18 protein-coding genes are annotated in these 19,045 nt (G+C 73.5%); 6 read left to right on the top strand and 12 right to left on the bottom strand.

Going from position 1 to position 19,045, the window contains the following annotated elements; genetic code table 11:
- Positions 1–59 precede the first annotated feature (59 nt).
- Positions 60–1,634 carry an alkaline phosphatase D family protein gene (locus AOQ53_RS15000; RefSeq protein WP_059417584.1) on the top strand — a complete coding sequence of 525 codons (1,575 nt, stop codon included), beginning with the start codon at positions 60–62 and terminating at the stop codon, positions 1,632–1,634.
- Between the two features lie 149 nt (positions 1,635–1,783).
- Positions 1,784–3,049, top strand: a complete 1,266-nt coding sequence (locus AOQ53_RS14995) for a GNAT family N-acetyltransferase (RefSeq protein WP_408055166.1) — start codon at positions 1,784–1,786, stop codon at positions 3,047–3,049.
- 67 nt (positions 3,050–3,116) lie between these two features.
- Here the strand turns inward: AOQ53_RS14995 and AOQ53_RS14990 are convergent, their stop codons facing one another.
- Complete coding sequence (locus AOQ53_RS14990; RefSeq protein ID WP_059417580.1) at positions 3,117–4,301, bottom strand: trans-sulfuration enzyme family protein; 1,185 nt, start codon at positions 4,299–4,301, stop codon at positions 3,117–3,119.
- 59 nt (positions 4,302–4,360) lie between these two features.
- Here AOQ53_RS14990 and AOQ53_RS14985 point away from each other — a divergent pair, with 59 nt between their 5' ends.
- Complete coding sequence (locus tag AOQ53_RS14985) at positions 4,361–4,852, top strand: Lrp/AsnC family transcriptional regulator (RefSeq protein WP_059417578.1); 492 nt, start codon at positions 4,361–4,363, stop codon at positions 4,850–4,852.
- A gap of 32 nt (positions 4,853–4,884) precedes the next feature.
- Complete coding sequence (locus AOQ53_RS14980; RefSeq protein ID WP_059417575.1) at positions 4,885–6,576, top strand: DUF885 domain-containing protein; 1,692 nt, start codon at positions 4,885–4,887, stop codon at positions 6,574–6,576.
- Positions 6,577–6,599: 23 nt separating this feature from the next.
- On the opposite strand, the gene AOQ53_RS14975 is transcribed toward AOQ53_RS14980, so the two are convergent.
- The 5 genes from AOQ53_RS14975 to AOQ53_RS14955 form a co-directional block, all read right to left on the bottom strand.
- Entirely contained in the window at positions 6,600–7,445 is an 846-nt protein-coding gene (locus AOQ53_RS14975; RefSeq protein WP_059417573.1) for an SDR family oxidoreductase, read from the bottom strand.
- Between the two features lie 120 nt (positions 7,446–7,565).
- Positions 7,566–8,090 carry an immunity 21 family protein gene (locus tag AOQ53_RS14970; RefSeq protein ID WP_059417571.1) on the bottom strand — a complete coding sequence of 175 codons (525 nt, stop codon included), beginning with the start codon at positions 8,088–8,090 and terminating at the stop codon, positions 7,566–7,568.
- A gap of 44 nt (positions 8,091–8,134) precedes the next feature.
- The gene (locus tag AOQ53_RS14965; RefSeq protein WP_059417569.1) at positions 8,135–8,584 is read right to left on the bottom strand and encodes a rhodanese-like domain-containing protein; all 450 of its coding nucleotides are present in this window, start codon (positions 8,582–8,584) and stop codon (positions 8,135–8,137) included.
- Positions 8,554–11,550, bottom strand: coding sequence for an AAA family ATPase (locus tag AOQ53_RS14960; protein WP_059417567.1), 2,997 nt, complete (start codon positions 11,548–11,550; stop codon positions 8,554–8,556). The genes AOQ53_RS14965 and AOQ53_RS14960 overlap by 31 nt, the downstream gene beginning before the upstream one ends.
- Entirely contained in the window at positions 11,547–12,710 is a 1,164-nt protein-coding gene (locus AOQ53_RS14955; RefSeq protein ID WP_059417565.1) for an exonuclease SbcCD subunit D, read from the bottom strand. The genes AOQ53_RS14960 and AOQ53_RS14955 overlap by 4 nt, the downstream gene beginning before the upstream one ends.
- A gap of 294 nt (positions 12,711–13,004) precedes the next feature.
- Between AOQ53_RS14955 and AOQ53_RS46250 the strand changes: the two genes are divergently transcribed.
- Positions 13,005–13,247 (top strand): hypothetical protein, encoded by a 243-nt coding sequence (locus tag AOQ53_RS46250; RefSeq protein WP_059417563.1) that lies wholly within the window; start codon positions 13,005–13,007, stop codon positions 13,245–13,247.
- 93 nt (positions 13,248–13,340) lie between these two features.
- On the opposite strand, the gene AOQ53_RS14945 is transcribed toward AOQ53_RS46250, so the two are convergent.
- Entirely contained in the window at positions 13,341–13,928 is a 588-nt protein-coding gene (locus AOQ53_RS14945) for a MarR family winged helix-turn-helix transcriptional regulator (protein ID WP_059417722.1), read from the bottom strand.
- A 91-nt stretch (positions 13,929–14,019) separates the two neighbouring features.
- Here AOQ53_RS14945 and AOQ53_RS14940 point away from each other — a divergent pair, with 91 nt between their 5' ends.
- On the top strand, positions 14,020–15,597 hold the full coding sequence (locus tag AOQ53_RS14940; protein WP_236711698.1) for an MFS transporter: 1,578 nt from the start codon (positions 14,020–14,022) through the stop codon (positions 15,595–15,597).
- Between the two features lie 184 nt (positions 15,598–15,781).
- Here AOQ53_RS14940 and AOQ53_RS14935 read toward each other — a convergent pair whose 3' ends face one another.
- The 5 genes from AOQ53_RS14935 to AOQ53_RS14915 form a co-directional block, all read right to left on the bottom strand.
- The gene (locus tag AOQ53_RS14935; RefSeq protein WP_059417561.1) at positions 15,782–16,408 is read right to left on the bottom strand and encodes a YigZ family protein; all 627 of its coding nucleotides are present in this window, start codon (positions 16,406–16,408) and stop codon (positions 15,782–15,784) included.
- A 27-nt stretch (positions 16,409–16,435) separates the two neighbouring features.
- Positions 16,436–16,978 carry a SixA phosphatase family protein gene (locus tag AOQ53_RS14930; RefSeq protein ID WP_059417558.1) on the bottom strand — a complete coding sequence of 181 codons (543 nt, stop codon included), beginning with the start codon at positions 16,976–16,978 and terminating at the stop codon, positions 16,436–16,438.
- Positions 16,975–17,730 carry a hypothetical protein gene (locus AOQ53_RS14925; RefSeq protein ID WP_174523290.1) on the bottom strand — a complete coding sequence of 252 codons (756 nt, stop codon included), beginning with the start codon at positions 17,728–17,730 and terminating at the stop codon, positions 16,975–16,977. The genes AOQ53_RS14930 and AOQ53_RS14925 overlap by 4 nt, the downstream gene beginning before the upstream one ends.
- Before the next feature lie 195 nt (positions 17,731–17,925).
- A complete protein-coding gene (locus AOQ53_RS14920; RefSeq protein ID WP_078945321.1) occupies positions 17,926–18,705 on the bottom strand; it encodes an ABC transporter ATP-binding protein in 780 nt (259 codons plus the stop codon).
- A 17-nt stretch (positions 18,706–18,722) separates the two neighbouring features.
- Positions 18,723–19,045, bottom strand: a 323-nt coding sequence (locus AOQ53_RS14915; protein WP_148640327.1) for a FecCD family ABC transporter permease, incomplete at its 5' end; no start/stop codon positions are given.

Here is a 19,045-nt window from a genome sequence, read left to right as displayed (position 1 = left end):
GGCGTGCCAGTAGTTGTGGCTGTGCACACTGGCCGGATCTCGTCCCTGGAGGCGCATCCATGTCACACCGTCCGTTCCCCGCGCGCCGTAGCGTCCTGCGTGGCTCCCTCGCCGCGTCGGCGGCCCTCACCCTGCCCACCGCTCTCGGCGCGGCGCCGGCCTTCGCGCGGTCGGGGCGTCCGAAGGCGGGGTGGGGTGTGCAGGCGGGAGACGTGACCTGCGACTCCGGGCTGGTGTGGGTGCGGTCCGACCGGCCGGCCCGGATGATCGTCGAGACGTCGGCGACCGAGTCGTTCCGCAACCCGCGCAGATGGCACGGCCCGCTGCTGGGTCAGGGCACCGACTTCACCGGCACGACCCGGCTTCGCGGCCTGCCGTCCGGCGAGCAGATCCACTACCGGGTACTGCTCGCCGACCCGGACGACCCGCGCCGCACCGGCGAGCCGGTCACCGGCACCTTCCGCACGGCCTCCGACAAGCGGCGTGACGGCGTGCGGTTCGTCTGGTCCGGCGACCTGGCCGGTCAGGGCTGGGGCATCAACCCGGAGCTCGGCGGCTACCGGATCTACGAGGCGATGGCCGCCCTCGACCCGGACTTCTTCATCTGCAGCGGCGACAACATCTACGCCGACGGGCCCCTCACCGAGACCGTGGCCCTGCCCGACGGCCGTACCTGGCGGAACATCACCACCGAGGAGAAGGCGAAGGTCGCCGAGACCCTGGCGGAGTTCCGCGGCAACTTCCGCTACAACCTGCTGGACGAGAACCTGCGCGCCTTCAACGCCCGGGTCCCCTCCATCATCCAGTGGGACGACCACGAGGTCACCAACAACTGGTACCCGGGCGAGATCCTCGGCGACACCCGGTACACCGAGAAGAACGTCGACGTGCTCGCCGCCCGCGCCCGCCGCGCCTTCTCGGAGTACTTCCCGATCTCCACGCTGCGCCGCCCCGACGGCCGCGTCTACCGGGTGCAGCACCACGGCCCGCTGCTGGACGTCTTCGTGCTGGACATGCGCACCTACCGCAACGCCAACTCGCCGGACGACCAGCCCACCGACCCGCAGGGCATCCTCGGCCGCGAGCAGCTGGAGTGGCTCAAGCGCGAGTTGTCCCGCTCCCGCGCGGTGTGGAAGGTGATCGCCTCCGACATGCCGATCGGGCTGGTCGTCCCGGACACCGGCGACGGCAGGCCGAACATCGAGGCCGTGGCCCAGGGCGACCCCGGGGCGCCCCTGGGCCGTGAGCTCCAGATCGCCGAGCTGCTGCGTTTCGTCAAGCACCGCAGGATCACCGGCACGGTGTGGCTCACGGCCGACGTCCACTACACCTCGGCGCAGCACTACCAGCCGTCGCGGGCCACCTTCACCGACTTCGAGCCGTTCTGGGAGTTCGTGTCGGGCCCGCTGAACGCCGGTGCGTTCCCGGCGAACACGCTCGACGGCACCTTCGGTCCCGACCGTGTGTTCCTGAAAGCACCGACGACCGCCAACGTCTCCCCCGCCGGGGGCTACCAGTTCTTCGGCGAGGTCGACATCGACGGCGGCAGCGGCGAGTTGACGGTGCGTCTGCGCGAGCAGGACGGCACCGTGCTGTTCACGAAGGTGCTCCAGCCGGGCCTGGTCGGCCAGTGAGGTGCGACGCGAGGTGCGGCGTCAGGCACGGCGTAAGGTACGGCGCGCAACGTTTGAAGGGTCGATAAAGAGGGCAAGCCAACCCTTTTACCCGCCGGTCACAATGCGTTCGTGATCACGCAACACCGTTCGGTCACAGTGGGTGCATGATGCGAAAAGTGACTGATGCGACGCACCTGAACGACTGCCGCCCGGCCAACCCGTGGCAGCGGGTCGCGGCGGCGCTCCAGACCTGGCGAACACGACGCCACGAACACGCGCCGCCGACGGACGATACCGAGTCCCCGGCACCGGAGCCGGTGCCGGGGGCGAAGACGCCTGCATCGAACACGCTGTGGCGGATGCGGACCACGGTGAAGGACGAGCCCGGATCGCTGGCGGCCCTGTGCACGGCCCTCGCCGGGCACCGGGTCGACATCCTCAGCCTCCAGACACATCCGCTGGCCGAGGGCACGGTGGACGAGTTCCTGCTGCGTGCCCCGGGCGAGCTGCCGGCCTCGGGGATCGCCACGGCGGTCCGGACGGCCGGCGGCACCGACACCTGGCTCGAGCGGGCCGACGCCCACGACCTGGTGGACGCGCCGACCCGGGTGCTGGGCCTCGCCACCCGGACCGCCCTGGATGCCGCGGAACTTCCCCTGGCGCTGCGCCAGTTGCTGGGCCGGTGCACGATCCGTTCCCAGCCCGCCCCGGCCGGCGGCGGCCGGGCGTCCCACGGTGTCCCGGTGGAGGGAGCCCTCGACGACACCGTGATGCGCCTGCGCGCCCCGGAAGGCGGAGTCATCACCGTGGAGCGGCCGTACCTGGCCTTCACACCGACCGAGTTCGCCCGGGCCAGGGCCCTGGTGGAACTGGACGCCCGGCTCGGGCCGCGCGTCCCGCACGGCCGGGACGTGCTCACTCTGGCCGAGGGCAGCGACATCACGGTGCGCCGGGCCGACACCCGTGATCTGGAGGCGGCCAGGGCGATGCACGAGCGGTGCTCGGACCGCACGCTCAGGCTGCGCTACCACGGGCCGGTCGGGGACGCCGACCGGTATCTCAACCACCTGCTCAGTCCGCGCTTCGGCCGTACCCTCGCCGTGCAGACGGCCTCCGGGCGGCTGGTCGGGCTCGGGCATCTGCTGTGGGACGGGGACGAGACGGAAGTCGCGTTGATCGTCGAGGACGCGTGGCAGCGGCGTGGTGTCGGCGGGGAGTTGCTGGGCCGGCTGGTCGCGATGGCCGCGGAAGGGGGTTGCAGGAGTGTGTACGCCGTGACGCAGTCGTCCAACACCGGGATGGTTGCTGCGATGCGGGGGCTGGGCCTCCCCCTCGACTATCAGGTCGAGGAGGGGACCTTGGTCATCACCGCGCGGCTGGGTGAGCCGGTCGGGTCGAGTGCGGGTGAGTTGGGGAGCGCCTCAGCGTCGTAGGAGCGTCTGTGTGTCGGCGGGTGCGGGTTCGTCGCGGCTTGTCGCGCCCACGCGGCGGGGCCGCATATCAGTACAGCTCCGCGCCCCTGGTGGGGCGCTTCAGCGCCTGGTCGAGATCCGACCAGAGGTCCTCCACGTCCTCCAAGCCCACCGACATCCTCAGCAACCGGTCGCTCACCCCGGCCACCCTGCGGTCGTCCGCGTCCACGATGCGGTGGCTGATGGAGGCCGGGTGCTGGATGAGGGTGTCCACGCTGCCGAGGCTCACCGCCGGGGTGATCAGGCGGACACCGGCGATGACCTCGTGAGGGTCGCCGTGTGTCTCGAAGGAGACCATCGCGCCGCCGATGCGCGGGTAGTGCACACGGGCTACGCGCGGGTCGGCGGCGAGGCGGTGGGCGAGTTCGGCGGCGTTGGCGGAGGCGGCCCGTACCCGGACGGGGAGGGTGGACAGGCCGCGCAGCAGCAGATAGCCAGCCAGGGGGTGCAGGACGCCGCCCGTCGCGAAGCGGACCTGCCGCAGCCGGCCCGCGAAGTCCTCGTCGCAGGCGATGACGCCCGCCAGCACGTCCCCGTGGCCGCCGAGGTACTTGGTGGCGCTGTGCAGCACCAGCCGTGCGCCCTGTCCGGCGGGGCGCTGGAGCACCGGCGTGGCGAACGTGTTGTCCACGAGCAGCGGCACCGAGCCGCAGGCGTGTGCGACGGCCCGGAGGTCGACCTCGGCCAGCGTGGGGTTGGCCGGGGACTCCACGATCACCAGGCCGGTGTCCGGACGCAGTGCCTCCGCGATTCCGGCCGGGTCGGTCCAGGTCACCTCCGAGCCCAGCAGCCCGGCGGTCAGCAGATGGTCGCTGCACCCGTAGAGGGGGCGTACGGCCACCACGTGCCGCAGCCCCATGGAGGCGCGTACGAGCAGGACGGCGCTCAGGGCGGCCATGCCGCTGGCGAACGCGACCGCCGCCTCGGTGCCCTCCAGGCGGGCCAGCGCGGTCTCGAAGCGGGCGACGGTCGGATTGCCCAGCCGCCCGTACACGGGCGGGCCGTCCGGCTCCGCCCCGGTGGCCGCGAACGCGTCGATACGGGCCGCCTCGCCGCGGCTGTCGTACGACGGGTAGGTGGTGGACAGGTCGATCGGCGGGGCGTGCAGCCCCTGCCGGGCGAGGTCGTCCCGCCCGGCGTGGACGGCCTCGGTGGCGAGTGCTCTCGGTGCGGTGCGTACGTCGTCGTGGGCGCCCATGCTCGCTGTGTCCATGACGGAAGGGTGAACACCGACCGGGCCCGAGGGTGAGAAGCCCGTGCTACGTTCGGCCGATGGCGGAATCTGTCGTACTGGACCCGGTCGATCTCCACCTGCTGCGGCTGTTGCAGAACGACGCCCGGACGACGTACCGGGATCTCGCCGCCCAGGTCGGGGTGGCGCCGTCGACCTGTCTGGACCGGGTGGCCCGGCTGCGCCGCTCGGGCGTGATCCTGGGGCACCGGCTGGAGCTGGATCCGGCCAAGCTGGGGCGAGGGCTGGAGGCCCTGCTGTCGGTGCAGGTCAGGCCGCACCGGCGGGAGCTGGTGGGGCCGTTCGTGGAGCGGATCCGCGCCCTGCCGGAGTCGCGGACGGTCTTCCACCTGACCGGGCCGGACGACTACCTCGTCCATGTCGCGGTCGCCGACATGGCCGACCTTCAGCGGCTCGTGCTGGACGAGTTCACCTCGCGGCGGGAGGTGGCTCGTGTGGAGACCCGGCTGATCTTCCAGCAGTGGGAGTGCGGGCCGCTGCTGCCGCCTTCGCCCTCGGCTCAATCCGCGTGACGTGCGCTGCACGTCGTACCAGGATGGACCGCATGTCTGAGATCAAGAGCCCGCTGCCCCGTGAGGTCGCCGACGCGTACGTCGACGAGCTCGTCGCCCTCGACCCGATCACCGGCACGTTCCTCGGCGTCAAGGAGAGTTCGGGCAGGCTGCCCGACACCTCGCCCGCGGGGCAGGAGGCGCTCGCGCAGCTGGCGCGCCGGACGCTGGCCCGGCTGGACGAGGCGGAGCGGCTGCCCGGCGCGGACAGTGACATCGAGCGCCGGTGCGCGCGGCTGCTGCGTGAGCGGCTCAACGCCGAGCTCGGCGTGCACGAGGCCGAGGAGAGTCTGCGTTCCGTCAGCAATCTGAGCTCCATCGCTCATGCGGTGCGCCAGGTGTTCACCGTGACGCCGGCGCAGTCGGAGGAGGACTGGGCGGCGATCGCCGAGCGGCTGCGCGCGGTCCCGGCCGCGCTGGAGGGGTACCGGGAGTCCCTGGCGCTCGGCCTGGAGCGGAAGCTGTACGGCGGGCCGCGTGCCACGGCCACGTTCGTGGAGCAGCTCGGCGAGTGGGCGGACGCCGACGGCGAGGGCCGTGGCTGGTTCGAGACCTTCGCGGCCGCCGGCCCCGAGGCGCTGCGGTCCGAGCTGGACACGGCGGCCCGCTCGGCCACCGAGGCGGTTCTGCGGCTGCGCGACTGGATGCGGGACGTGTACGCGCCGGCGATCGAGGGCGCGCCGGACGTGGTGGGCCGGGAGCGGTACGCGCGCTGGGTGCGGTACTACAACGGCACGGATCTCGACCTGGACGAGGCGTACGCGTACGGCTGGTCCGAGTACCACCGCCTCCTCGGCGAGATGAAGGCGGAGGCCGAGAAGATCCTGCCCGGTGCCGCCACTCCGTGGGTGGCGCTGGCGCACCTGGACGAGCACGGCACGCACATCGAGGGCGTCGACGAGGTCCGCGACTGGTTGCAGTCCCTGATGGACGAGGCGATCGACGCGCTCGACGGCACCCACTTCGACCTGGCCGAGCGGGTGCGCCGGGTGGAGTCGCGCATCGCCCCTCCGGGCAGCGCCGCGGCTCCCTACTACACGCCGCCGTCGGACGACTTCACGCGCCCGGGCTGCACCTGGCTGCCGACCATGGGCGAGACGAGCTTCCCCGTCTACGACCTGGTGTCGACCTGGTACCACGAGGGCGTGCCCGGCCACCACCTCCAGCTGGCGCAGTGGAAGCACGTGGCGCAGAACCTCTCCCGCTACCAGGCGAGTGTCGGCATGGTGAGCGCCAACGCCGAGGGCTGGGCCCTGTACGCCGAGCGCCTGATGGACGAACTGGGCTTCCTGACGGACCCGGAGCGCCGGCTCGGTTACCTTGACGCGCAGATGATGCGTGCCGTGCGCGTCATCATCGACATCGGCATGCACCTGGAGCTGGCGATCCCGGACGACTCCCCCTTCCACCCGGGCGAGCGCTGGACGCCCGAGCTGGCGCAGGAGTTCTTCGGCTCGCACAGCAGCCGGCCCGCGGACTTCGTGGAGAGCGAGCTGACCCGCTATCTGTCCATGCCGGGCCAGGCCATCGGCTACAAGCTCGGCGAGCGGGCCTGGCTGCTGGGCCGCGAGAAGGCCCGCGCCCGGCGCGGCGACGCCTTCGATCCGAAGGCCTGGCACATGGCGGCCCTGTCGCAGGGCTCGCTGGGCCTGGACGACCTGGTGGACGAACTGTCCCGGCTCTAGGGGAAGTCGGCCTCCAGGGGAAGTCAACGGCGGAAGCCGCCCTCGGAGTCGATGACCTGCCCGGTGACCCACTCCGCCTCGTCCGTGGCCAGCCAGGCGATGAGGCGGGCCGGGTCGTCGGGCATGCCCCACCGCCCGGCGGGGAAGAGCTCCGCGATGGCCTCGTAGTCCTCGCCGGTCATGTAGTCCGTGTCCACGGGCCCCGGATTGACGGTGTTCACGGTAACCGCGTGGTCGGCGAGCGCCGTCGCCAGGGAGCGGGTGACGGAGGCGAGGGCGCCCTTCTGGAGGGCGTAGGCGAGCTCCCAGGGCATGCCGCCCGCGATGTCCTGGCCGGAGGTCATCATCACCACGCGTCCGCCCGGGCTGCGCGGCGGCAGCGCGGAACGCAGCCGCGCATAGGCCTGGAGCAGCAGGATCACGGAGCGGGTGTCGACCGCCCAGTGCCTGTCGAGCATCGCCGTGTCGATCTCGTCCAGGGAGCCGTCGAACCCGCTCTGCGCGTGGTTGGCGACGAGGATGTCGAGACGCCCGCCGAGCGCCTCGGCGGCCCTGCCGACGAGTTCACCGGGCACGGCCGGATCGGCGAGATCACCGGGCCCGTCGACGACCCGGGCTGCGGGATCCCCGAGCGCCTCGCGCACGGACGCGACCACGTCCTCGGGACGGTCGGCGCCCCAGGGCTGACCGGCATCGTGCGGCACATGGTGGTGCAGATAGACACTCGCCCCGTAGGCGGCGAGGCGCCGGGCCACGGCGTGCCCGATGCCACTGCGCCGGCTGGCACCGGTGACGAGGGCTGTGCGGCCGCGCAGGGGCAGGGGGTCGCGGCGGAGTTCTTCGGGACGGGGCTGAGGAAGTCGAGGCATACGATCATCGTGGCCGGGCCTCTGGGACCGATGCACGCGAATATCGCCCCCTCAGGGGCGCGGGAACTGCGCGACCAGCCACAGACGACCCGCACTCGCCGAACAGCGAAGACCCCACGGTCACCTGGGCACAAGCAACCTCAACTGAACCAAGCCCAACCACGTTTCGGGCCCGGGCTGCACCCGAGCCGCCCGAACCGCGTAGCGCCCCGGCTCCAGCCCCACCCGGACCCGCTCGATCCCCGAAGGGTCCGGCTCCGCCCCAGGCCATGCCGCGTCGAAAAGCAGCACAGCCCCCGGCACCTCCCACAGAACCTCCGGCTCCCACTCCGCCGTGTCGACTGCCACCGGCACGCTCGCCAGCAACTCGTCCTCGGAATTCGCCGCGCACCACCGGACGAACATCCCCTGGTCGGGCAGATAGGCCGTCGAGGCAGGCTCGTCGCCCAGGACCAGGGCCGTGCAGTCGCCGACCGGCAGGAGCCCGACGTGCCCGTCCACCTCACAGGCCCGGTCGTAATCCGAGGCCGTCTCCTCGCCGTCGGCACCCGCCCAGAACGGCAGAACCGTCTCGGGTACCGCTATCAGCGGCCCGCCGCCCGACTCCACCCATTCCACGACGCCCGGCTCCGCGTATCGCACCATGGCGCAAGAACCTACATGGTCAACTCCCTTCAGGGTTTCGCGGGTCAGCAGCCGCAGTCGCCGGCCTCCGCGGGTGCCGTCAGGGGATCCGGGGCACGCCGTTCCGGGCCCTGCCAGGTCTCGAACTCGAGGCCCTCGCGCACCCAGTCGAAACCGCCGAGCATCTCCTTGACCAGGTAGCCGAGTTCGGCGAGGGCACGGGCGGCGCCGTTGCGGCCGGGGCCCCAGCAGTACGTCACGACCGGTACCGGCCTGCCGAGGACGTGTGCGGCCTGTTCGCGGGCGAGCGCGGTCGGCAGGTCGACGGCGCCGGGGATGCGGCCCTGGTCCCACGCCTCGGTGGAGCGGGAGTCGACGACGACGAAGCCGGGGTCGCCGCCGGCCGCGAGGGCGGCGACGTCGGACACGTCGGTGTGGAAGGCGAGACCGGCGCGGAAGTGGGCGGCGGCCTGGGCCGCTGACCTCAGCCCACGCCGCGCTGCCGCAGCACCGATCCGGACCTGCCCTTGACGACCTCCAGTTGGGCGTGGATCCGCCGCCGCAGGTCGGGCACGTGGCTGACGATGCCGACGCTGCGGTCGCGTTCGCGCAGGGAGTCCAGGACGTCGAGGACCTCGTCGAGGGTCTGGTCGTCGAGGCTGCCGAAGCCCTCGTCGATGAAGAGGGTGTCCAGCCGCACCCCGCCCGCCTCATCGGTGACGACGTCCGCGAGGCCGAGGGCGAGGGCGAGCGAGGCGAAGAACGTCTCGCCGCCCGAGAGCGTCGCCGTGTCCCGCTCGCGGCCGGTCCAGGCGTCGACGACGTGCAGTCCGAGTCCGCTGCGGCCGCGTCCGGTGCGGTCGTCGGAGTGGACGAGGGTGTAGCGGCCGGACGACATGCGCCGCAGCCGTACGGTCGCGGCGGCGGCGACCTGTTCCAGGCGGGCCGCCAGCACGTACGACTCCAGGCGCATCCGGCGTTCGTTGTCCGCCGAGGTGCCGGCGGTGAGGCCGGCCAGGCGGGCGACCCGGTCGTACTCCTCGCGCAGCGGCGCCAGCCGGCGGACGGAGGCGGTCGCCCGGGCGGAGAGCCGGTCGAGTTCGGCGCAGCGCCGGACGGCGGCGTCGTGGGCGGAGGCGGCGTCACGCAGCCGGCGGGCCGCGGCGTCGGCGGCAAGCTGCGCCGAGGCGAGGTCGGCGGGCTGCTGCCGGGCGGCGGCCGCGGTGTCGGCCTCGGCGAGGACGGCCCGTACGGCGGCCTCCTCGGTCTGCCAGGCGTCCAGCCGCCGTTGCAGCTCGCGGTGGGCGGCGTCGTCGAGGAGGGCGGCGGCCGCGTCCCGCGGGGTGTCGAAGCCGGCGCGGAAGGCCGCGTCGGAGAGGCGGGCGTCGGCGTCCTTGAGCCGCTGGGCGGTGTCCTCGGCGGCGCGGGCGGCGTCGGCGGCGTCCGTGAGCAGCGCGGTTCGGCGCTCCAGTTGCGCGGCCCGGGCGGCGACGCTGTCCAGGGCGCCCCTCGCCCGGTCCAGCTCCTCCTCCAGGGCGGCGCGTTCGCTCTCCAGCCGCTCCCGGTGACCGACCCGGGCGGCGCTCCGCACGGCGGCCTCCTGCCGGGCGGCGACGCGCCGCTCGTGCTCGTGCCCGGCCTGCCGCAGCCGTTCCTGCGCGGCGTGCAGCTCGGCGGCGCCCCGGCGGGCCCGCGAGTACTGTTCCTCCAGCTCCTCGGCCTCGCGGGCGAGTTGTCCGGTGGGGGTGTCACCGGCCTCGGCGGTGGCGGCGGCCAGCGCCTCCCGGACGACACCGAGGTTCCGCTCGCGCTCGGCACGCTGTTCGTCGGCGTGCTGGTAGGCGGCCAGGGCGTCTTCCTCGGCCTCGCGGTCGACGTGCCCGGCGACCTTGCGGGCCGGGGCGGGGTGTTCGGTGGCACCACAGACGGCGCAGGGCTCGCCGTCGGTGAGGTGCGCGGCCAGTTCGGCGGCGATGCCGGTCAGGCGCTGTTCCTTCAGGTCGAGCCAGTGCTGCTTGGCGCCCAGCACCTCTTCCTGTGCGGTGCGGACCTGCTCTACGGCCTTGTTCGTGTCCTCGGCGAGCTGGTCGCGCAGCCGGGCCGCCTTCAGCCGCTGCCGCGCGGGCTCGCGGCGCACGGCGAGCTGTTCGGCGAGGGAGGCGGCCTGCTGCGCGGAGTCGACGCCGGCCTGGAGGGCGGTGCGCGTCTCCTCCCAGCCGTCGAGCCAGGCGTCCGCCTCCTGAAGGACGTCGGCGTCGGCGCGTTCCTGGCGGTCCAGGCCGGCGCGTTCGTCGAGGAGTTCGGTCAGCCGCCGCTCTGCGCGGCGGGCCGAGTCCAGTCCGCCCAGTTCCTCGGCGGCCCGGCGGGCGGCGGCCGCGAGTCCGGCCGCGCCCGCGTCGGCGAAGGTCTCGGGCAGCAGGGCACGCGCGCCTGCCTCGGCGGCGGCCGCCCGGCGGTGTTCGGCGTCGGCGGTCTCCCGCAGGTCCAGGGCGGGTGCGACCGCCTCGGCCTTGCGGGCGCGCTCCATGCGCTTCTGCGCCTGCCGGTACCCCTCGGTCCGTTCCTCCAGGAGCGCCGCCCGTTCCCGCGCCTGAGCGAACCGCCGCTGGAGGCGGGCGAGTTCGCGTACGTCGTCGAGGGCACGGGCGGCGGCGGCCTGCGCGGACTCGGCGGCGGTGAGGGTGCACTCGGCGACGGCGAGCTGTTCGCGGGCGGTGCTGCGGGCGACGGCGGCGGCGCCCAGCACGGCGTCGGCGAGTCCTGGTTCGCCGGGGGCCAGGTCCGGCAGCCGCATGGCGTCGCCCGCGGCCTGCTGCATGCGGTGGGCGTCGGCCAGCAGCGCGGCGTCCCCGTCCCGGACCTGGGTCTCGGTGGCGCGGCGGCGCTCGGCGAGGCGCTTCTCGACGTCGGCGAAGCGGCGGGTGTCGAACAGGCGGCCCAGCAGCTTGCCGCGGGCCTCGGCGTCGGCGCGCAGGAACCGCGCGAAGTCGCCCTGCGGCAACAGCACGACCTGGCAGAACTGCTCCCGGCTCATGCCGAGCAGCTGGGTGATCTCCTCGCCGATCTCCTGGTGGGAGCGGCTGAGGTCCTTCCAGGCCCCGGCCGTGGTGTCGTACTCGCGGAGCCAGGTCTGGGCCTTGTCGAGGGTCGTGCCGGTGCCGCGTTTCTTGGGGCGTTCCCAGGGCGGCTGCCGGGTGATCTCCAGGCGGCGTCCGGCCACGGTGAGTTCGAGGGTGACCTCCGTGCGGGTCGCCGGTGCGGCGTGGTCGCTGCGCAGGGCCGTGCCCTGTCCGCTGCCCTGCCGGGCTCCCGGCACCGAGCCGTACAGGGCGTAGCACACGGCGTCGAGGACGGATGTCTTGCCCGCGCCGGTGGGTCCGTGCAGCAGGAACAGCCCGGCCGCCGACAGCTCGTCGAAATCGACGGTCTGGGTGCCTCCGAAGGGTCCGAAGGCGGTGACCGTCAGCCGGTGGAGCCTCACCGGGCGACCTCCCGTACGGTCTCGTCGGCCCGCACCACGTCGAACGCGTCCCGCAGCACGCCCTGTTCGTGCGCGTCGGGTCCGGCGCCGCGCACGTGGGCGACGAAGTCCTCCGCGATCTGCTGATCGCTGCGGCCGGCGAGGCGCCGGGCGTACGACACCTCGGGATCGTCCTCGGTCCGGTCGGGGTCGAAGACGAGGCTGAGGGTGTGCGGGAAGCGCTCGGCGAGCCGGGCCATGGGGTCGGCCGGGCGGACCGGGTCGGTGAGCGTCGCCTCGACCCACGCCTCCTCGTGCCGCGCCAGCTCCGGGTCGGCGAGCAGGTCCTCCAGCCTGCCCCGGATCCGGGCCAGGGCGCGCGGCACCGGGCAGTCGACGCGCTCGGCGTCGACGGAGCCGTCGGCGGCCAGGTCGACGAGCCACATGCTCTTGCGGTGCGCGGACTCCGAGAAGGAGTAGGGCAGCGGAGAGCCGGAGTAGCGGACGCGGTCGGTGAGGCTCTGGCAGCCGTGCAGGTGCCCGAGCGCCACGTAGTCGACGCCGTCGAAGACGCCGGCGGGCACCGCGGCCACGCCGCCGACGGTGATGTCCCGTTCGCTGTCGCTGGGTTCGCCGCCGGTGACGAAGGCGTGCGCGAGGACGACGGAGCGCGTGCCGGGCGCTCGCGCGGCGAGGTCGGCGCGGACCCGGTCCATGGCGGCGGCGAGCACGGCCTCGTGCGCGGCCTTCTCCACGCCGAACTCGTCCTTCACCAGGGCCGGTTCGAGGTAGGGCAGTCCGTAGAAGGCGACGTCCCCGTGGGCGTCGGCCAGCACCACCGGGGTGCCGGCCGCCGACGGCTCGGTCCGCAGATGGATGCCGGCCCGCCCTATGAGGCCCGCGCCGACGCCCAGCCGGCGGGCCGAATCGTGGTTCCCGGAGATCATCACGGTCGGCACGCCGAGGTCGGCGAGGCGGTGCAGGGCGTCGTCGAACAGCTCGACCGCGGCGAGCGGCGGCACGGCCCGGTCGTAGACGTCCCCCGACACGAGCACCGCGTCCACGGCCCGCTCCCGCACGGTCGCGACGAGGTGGCCGATGAACTCGGCCTGGGCGCCGAGCATGTTCACCCGGTGGAACGACCGGCCCAGGTGCCAGTCGGACGTGTGCAGCAGTCTCACGACGCCGCTCCGACCTGCATGTCTCCCCCTGCTACCGCTCCACGACCCGTACGAGCCGGCACGGCTCGCTGTCAGCACCCACCACGCTAACCCGTGCGGGCACCTGGTCCATCACGAACCTCGGGATGCCCCAGCCATCGGGCGTCAATTCAGGGGAAATGTCCGCGCGTATGCCGTGGAACAGGTCACTCCGGCGCGAGGTCGTGCTCCCGTTTCCACCGGTCCAGGCGCAGCGCGGTCTCCAGCCCGTTGCGGTGCAGCTGCGTGTGGTAGCGGCCCTGCGGGAGGTCGAGCATGTGGGTTGAGCTCGCCGGCGTCGAAGGCGGGAGAGGAGCGGGCGGCGAGCAGCGCCTGGGTCCGGGCCCGCAGGTCCTTCTCGTTGGTGAGGTGCAGGCGGTTGAAATCGTGCATGCGGCGTCCCGGCGGGGAGTCGCCGAGGTGATGGCCTTCCTGCTCTCGGACCGGGTGCGGGCCGTCAACGGCGCGAAAATCCCGGTGGACGGCGGCCGGAACACGCCCAGCGCATACGGGTACTGAGCCCAATACCGAGCCGGTCCCGCCGCCCCGGGAACAGGACGGCACGGCTCCCCCGGGACGGCCACGGGGCAGCCGTACCGACGACGGTCCGGCTCAGCCCCGCCCCGTGGGGTCGAGGCCCTCGTGCCCGACATGGGACACACCCCGCACGTTCAGCTCGTCCTGCACGTCGTCGAGCAGCTCGCGCAGCAACTCGGCGAGTGCCTCGCGCCGCTCCGGGCCCAGGCGTTCCAGCAGCTGCGCCTCGCGGGCGAGCACCCGGTCCACCGTGCGCTCCACCAACTCGTGCCCGGCCGGGGTCAGTTCGACCAGAACCGCGCGGCTGCGGCCGGGGGCGGGGCGGCGCGTGACCAGGTTGTCGCGCTCGGCACGCGCGACCCGCTGGGAGATGGCGCCCGCGGTCACCAGGGAGTGCCCGGCGAGGTCCCGGGTGCTCAGCGTGTAGGGCGGGCCGCTGCGGCGCAGCACGCTGAGCAGATCGAGCGTGGCCGGATCGACCCCTGCTTCGGCGAGGACCCGCCGGCGGTCGTCGCCGAAGTGCTTGGCGAGCTGCCAGATCCTCGTGACCACGCCGATGGAGCTCACCGGGGTCTGGGGCCGCTCACGGCTCCAGGCAGCCGCGATGGCGTCCACCGGGTCCTCTCCCGCCGGTCGGCGATCGGTTTCCTCTGATGCCGTCATGAGCTCACCCTCCACACCGACCTGCTACATTTAGATCTGAATTTAGCACTAAACAAGCGCGCTTCAGCGCACGTTCGAACCGAGTGGTGATATGCGCACAGAGACACGGAAAGCGAGCCCGAAGGCGGGAGCCGAGGCCGGGGCCGCCACCGCCACCGGCCCTCCCCGGGCCACCGGCCGGGACTGGGCGGGACTCACCGTGGTCCTGCTCGCGATGTTCATGAGCCAGATCGACATGTTCATCGTGAACGTCGCGGCTCCGGGGATCCAGGCGGACCTGAACGCCGGGTTCGGCCAACTCCAGTTCGTGATCGACGGTTACGTGATCGCTTACGCAGCGGGCATGGTAACCGGTGGCCGGCTCGGCGACCGGATCGGCCGCAAGCGCACCTTCCAGTACGGCGTGGCCACCTTCACCCTGACGTCCCTGCTGTGCGCGCTCGCGCCCGGCCCGGCCACGCTGATCGCGGCCCGGGTGCTCCAGGGTTTGTCGGCCGCGGTGATGACACCGCAGGTGCTCTCGCTCATCCGGGCCGTCTTCGTCCACGAACGCGACCGCGCACGTGCCGTCGGCGCCTACGGTGCCTCCATCGGCGCGGGCGTCATCGCAGGCCTCGTCGGCGGCGGCCTGCTGCTCGACCTCGACGTGGCCGGTCTGGGCTGGCGCGTGATCTTCCTGATCAACGTGCCCATTGGCGCGGCGATCCTGTGCGCGGCCGTGCCCGCCATTGCCGAGAGCCGCAGCACCGATCTGCCGCGGCTCGACATCGTCGGCGCCGTCTTCACCGCCGTGCTGCTGCCTCTCGTGCTCATCCCGCTGATCCTCGGCGGCGAGCACGGCTGGCCCTGGTGGACGTACGTCTGCTTCACCCTCGGTGCGGCCGGCACCATGGCCTTCCTGCGGTGGGAGCGCTGGACGGAATCCCGGGGCAACGACCCGCTGCTGCCGAGCCGGCTGCTGCGGGCCAAGGGCTTCCCGCTCAGCATGGGCACCGTGCTGCTGTTCTTCTCCGGCAACGCCGGGCTGTTCCTGGTTCTCACCTACCACCTCCAGTCGGGCCTCCGGCTGACGCCGCTGGCAGCGAGCATGGTCTTTGTGCCGCTCGGCCTCGGATTCATCGCCGCCTCCGCGGCCTGCCGCAGGCTCGCCGCCCGGTTCGGCATCGGGGTGTCGGTGGCGGGCGGCCTGGTCATGGCGGCCTCTCTCGCCGCCGTGCCCGCCGTCACCGGCCTGGAGGGCACGAGCCAGGCGATCGGCCTCGCGGCGGTGATGGGGGTCTCCGGATTCGGGCAGGGCCTGGTCGTCGCGCCCTTGGTGGACACCGTCCTCTCCCGGGTCCACCCGGACGACGCGGGCGCCGGATCAGGTGTGCTGAACACCGTCACCCAAGCGGGCATGGCCTTCGGGGTAGCCGTCATCGGGGCCCTGTACCGCGGCTTCCTGGGTACCAATCCCCAGGCACCGGGACCGGACACCGGCACGGCCGACTTCGCGGAGGCCTTCGACCTCACCGCCTACGTCCTCGCGGCACTCGCCGTCGGCACGGCACTGCTCGCCGTCCGGCTGGGCCGCGTACCAGCGAGCGCGGAAGCGGGGGGTGCGGGGGCCGAGGGCGCCCGAGGCCCCACCGGAGTGGAAGAGCCCGCCGTCACCGGCACCGACCGATAGCCGCCGTCCGCGACAGCCGCTCCGGCACCCGTCGCTCCGCCCCTTCTCCGATCCGGCCGAGGGGGCGGAGCCCGTACGCGTGCCCGACGCCCTCGGTGGTGCGCTGCGGGCAGCCGTCCCACTCCACCACCGGTGACGCCCGACGGGCCGGCTCCCGGGCGCCGCGCAGGTGACCGACGGCGCGTCAGGCGTCGCCGTACGCCTCCCCGCCCGGTTGGAAGCCGGCCGTTCCGGCGGTCGCGTCGGCGAGCCACGCCCGGAAGGCGTCCACGTCGGCGTCCGGCAGCGCGATGTCGATCGTGACCGCCTCCCCGTAGCGCACGTCCCGCACCTCGCGCCCACCGGTACGCAGGTCGTTCTCCAGCCTCCCGGCCCGCTGGTGGTCGACGGTGACCGTGGCCAGCCGGAACCGGCGGCGGGTACGCGTGCCGAGGGTGTCCAGGGCCTCGCCGACCGCTCCGCCGTACGCCCGGATGAGCCCGCCGGCGCCCAGCTTGACCCCGCCGAAGTAGCGGGTGACGACGGCGACGACGTACCGCATGTCGCGGCGCAGCAGCATCTGGAGCATGGGGACGCCGGCGGTGCCACCGGGTTCGCCGTCGTCGCTCGCCTTCTGGACAGAGGCGTCGGCGCCGATGACGTAGGCCCAGCAGTTGTGGGACGCGTCGGCGTGTTCCTTGCGGACCGCGGCGATGAAGTCCTGCGCCTCCTGCTCGGTGGCCGCCGGGGCGAGGGCGCACAGGAAGCGGGAGCGGTTGACCTCGGTCTCGTGCACGCCGGCGCGGGCGACCGTACGGTATTCGTCCTGCATCCGGCCACCCTATGCGCGGGCCCGGGGCTACTTCTTCGCGCCCCGGGGCACGGCCAGGGAGGTGAGCAGCGCGGTGCCGGGGGTGAGGGCCCGCCAGGTCGTGCCGTACCAGGACAGTACGGCGATGGCCGACGTAGGGAACTTCGTGCGGACCCGCTCCAGGCTGTCGTCGAGACCGTCACCGGCGAGCGCCAGGACCAGTTCCTCCAGGCCCGGGTTGTGCCCGATCAGCAGCAGCGTCTCCACCTCGGCCGACACCTCCTGCACGACGGCCAGCAGACCGGCGGGGCCGGCGGCGTACAGGCGCCGGTCGTAGCGGACCGGCGGGGGCGTGCCCCACTCGGCGGCGGCCAGCTCCCAGGTCCGGCGGGCGCGTACGGCGGTGGAGCACAGCGCGAGGTCCGGCAGGCAGTCGGCCTCGGCCAGGGCCTGCCCGGCCGCGGGGGCGTCCCGGCGGCCGCGCGGCGCGAGCGGGCGCTCGTGGTCGGCGACGTCCAGGGGCCAGGCGGACTTGGCGTGCCGCAGCACGACCAGTCGGCGCAGCGGGCCCGCTCCGGCGCGCTCGATCATGACAGGGCTCCCAGGTCGCGGGTGAGTTCGAGGCCGAGCAGCCGGTCGGCGTAGGCGTATGTCTCGAAACGGGCCCCGTCCGGCAGCTCCGGCTCGTTCTCCAGCCGCCGCAGTTCGTCGAGCACCCGCGGCACGTCCAGATCGTCCTCCCAGGCCTCACGCAACCGCCGCCGCACATCGTCAGGGACGGGCCGGGAGGGCCTTCGGGCCCAACGGGCGACCGCGGCGCGCCAGCGGGCGAGGGTGGCGCCGGCGTCGTCCAGGAAGGCCGCCTCCAGCCGGACGGGGGCGTTGCGGTGCCGGGTGAGCAGAGCGAGACGCAGGACGGTGGGGTCGACACCGCCCGGCGTTCCGGCTCCCGCCGGCTGGCCGTTCGACGGGCCTGGCTCCGTCGCCTCCACGGGCGCGACAGCGATCCGCACCCCGTCAGGGGCCGTCCTGCCCTCGGCGGCGACATGGACGACCTGGGCCTCGCCCAGTCCGGCGCCGACGTCGGGGCTGTCCTCGAAGGGGCGGATGCCGAGGGCCGCGGCGTCCGCGCGCAGCTCCGCCTGCCGGCTCCCGCCGGTCAGCAGGGCCCACACCGGCGTGCCGCCGATCTCCAGCGCCCGCACGAGCAGGTCCGCCACGAGCAGCACCCGCAGATTCGTCGGGTCGGAGCCGGGCGCGTGCACCTCGACACGGGTCAGGCCCCGGCGGGCCGGAGCGGCGTCGACCGGCTCGCCGGTACGGGCGTCGATGATGCGCAGCACGAGGCGAGCGTAGGACGGGCGGGCTGCCCCACGCAGGCACGTGCGGCTTTTTCCGGCCAGTGTGGCGGGAACACCCCACCAATGGCGTGCCGGACGGACCAGGTCCCCGGGGCAGAGGTCGCCCCGGGGACGAGACGCCGGTCGGTGAAGACTCCGTGGCCCCGCAACGCACCCGTCGGATCGCCCGCCGCCCGCTCAGCCCAGCGTCCCCAGGAACCGCACATGAGGCCGCCGCCCGGGGCCGTCACAGCTGACGGCGGCCCGCACCCCGTACACCTCGGCGATGAGTTCCTCCGTCAGGACATCGCCCGGAGCACCACCCGCCACGACCCTCCCCGCGCTCAGCACGACGACCTGGTCGCAGTACATCGCCGCGAGGTTGAGGTCGTGCAGGGCCACGACGGTGGTGACCGGCAGGCCGGTGACCAGGGCGAGCAGGCCGAGCTGGTGGTGGATGTCGAGGTGGTTCGTCGGCTCGTCCAGGAGGAGTTCGCGGGGTTCCTGGGCGAGCGCGCGGGCGATCTGCACCCGTTGGCGTTCGCCGCCCGAGAGGGTGTGCCAGGGCTGGTCGGCGCGGTCGGCTAGGCCGGTGCGCTCCAGAGCGCCGCGCACCGCACGCTCGTCGTCCGGCGACGCCGGCTTCCAGGCGCGGCGGTGCGGCACGCGGCCCAGCCGTACTACGTCCGCGACCGTCAACTCGACCTGTGTGTCGGCCTGCTGCTCGACCACGGCGAGGCGGCGGGCGACCGTACGGCGGGGCAGGCCACCCAGTGGCGTGCCGTCGAGGGTGACGACTCCGGCGGTCGGTGTGAGCAGCCCGGCCAGCAGCCGCAGCAGCGTGGACTTGCCGGAGCCGTTGGGTCCGAGGACGCCGACGGTGGAGCCGGTCTCCGGCGCGAGGACGACACCGTCGAGGACGAGGCGCCCGCCGGCCCGGCGACCGACCCGCTCGGCCCGCAGCCCGGCACCGCTCACCTCCGCTTCCACCCCGCTCACCGCACCCTCCGTGTCCGGTACAGCACCGCCACGAACGCCGGCACCCCGATCAGCGACGTCACGACTCCCACCGGCACCTCCTGCGGATCCAGGACCGTACGGGCGAGCGTGTCCACCCACACCAGGAACACCGCGCCGGCGAGTGCGGTGACCGGCAGCAGCCGGACGTGCCCGGGACCGGCCAGGGCCCGCGCGGCGTGCGGCAGGACCAGCCCGACGAAGCCGATCGCCCCGGCCGAGCTGACCAGCGCGGCCGTGAGCAGGGCCGTGACGCACAAGAGCACCAGGCGGGTGCGGGCCACGGACACCCCGAGCGCGG

Origin of the sequence: Streptomyces azureus, assembly GCF_001270025.1 — a bacterium.
Taxonomy (GTDB): domain Bacteria; phylum Actinomycetota; class Actinomycetes; order Streptomycetales; family Streptomycetaceae; genus Streptomyces; species Streptomyces azureus.
The sequence above is the reverse complement of the archived record's forward strand: the minus strand, read 5'-3'. Positions and strand labels throughout refer to the sequence as shown.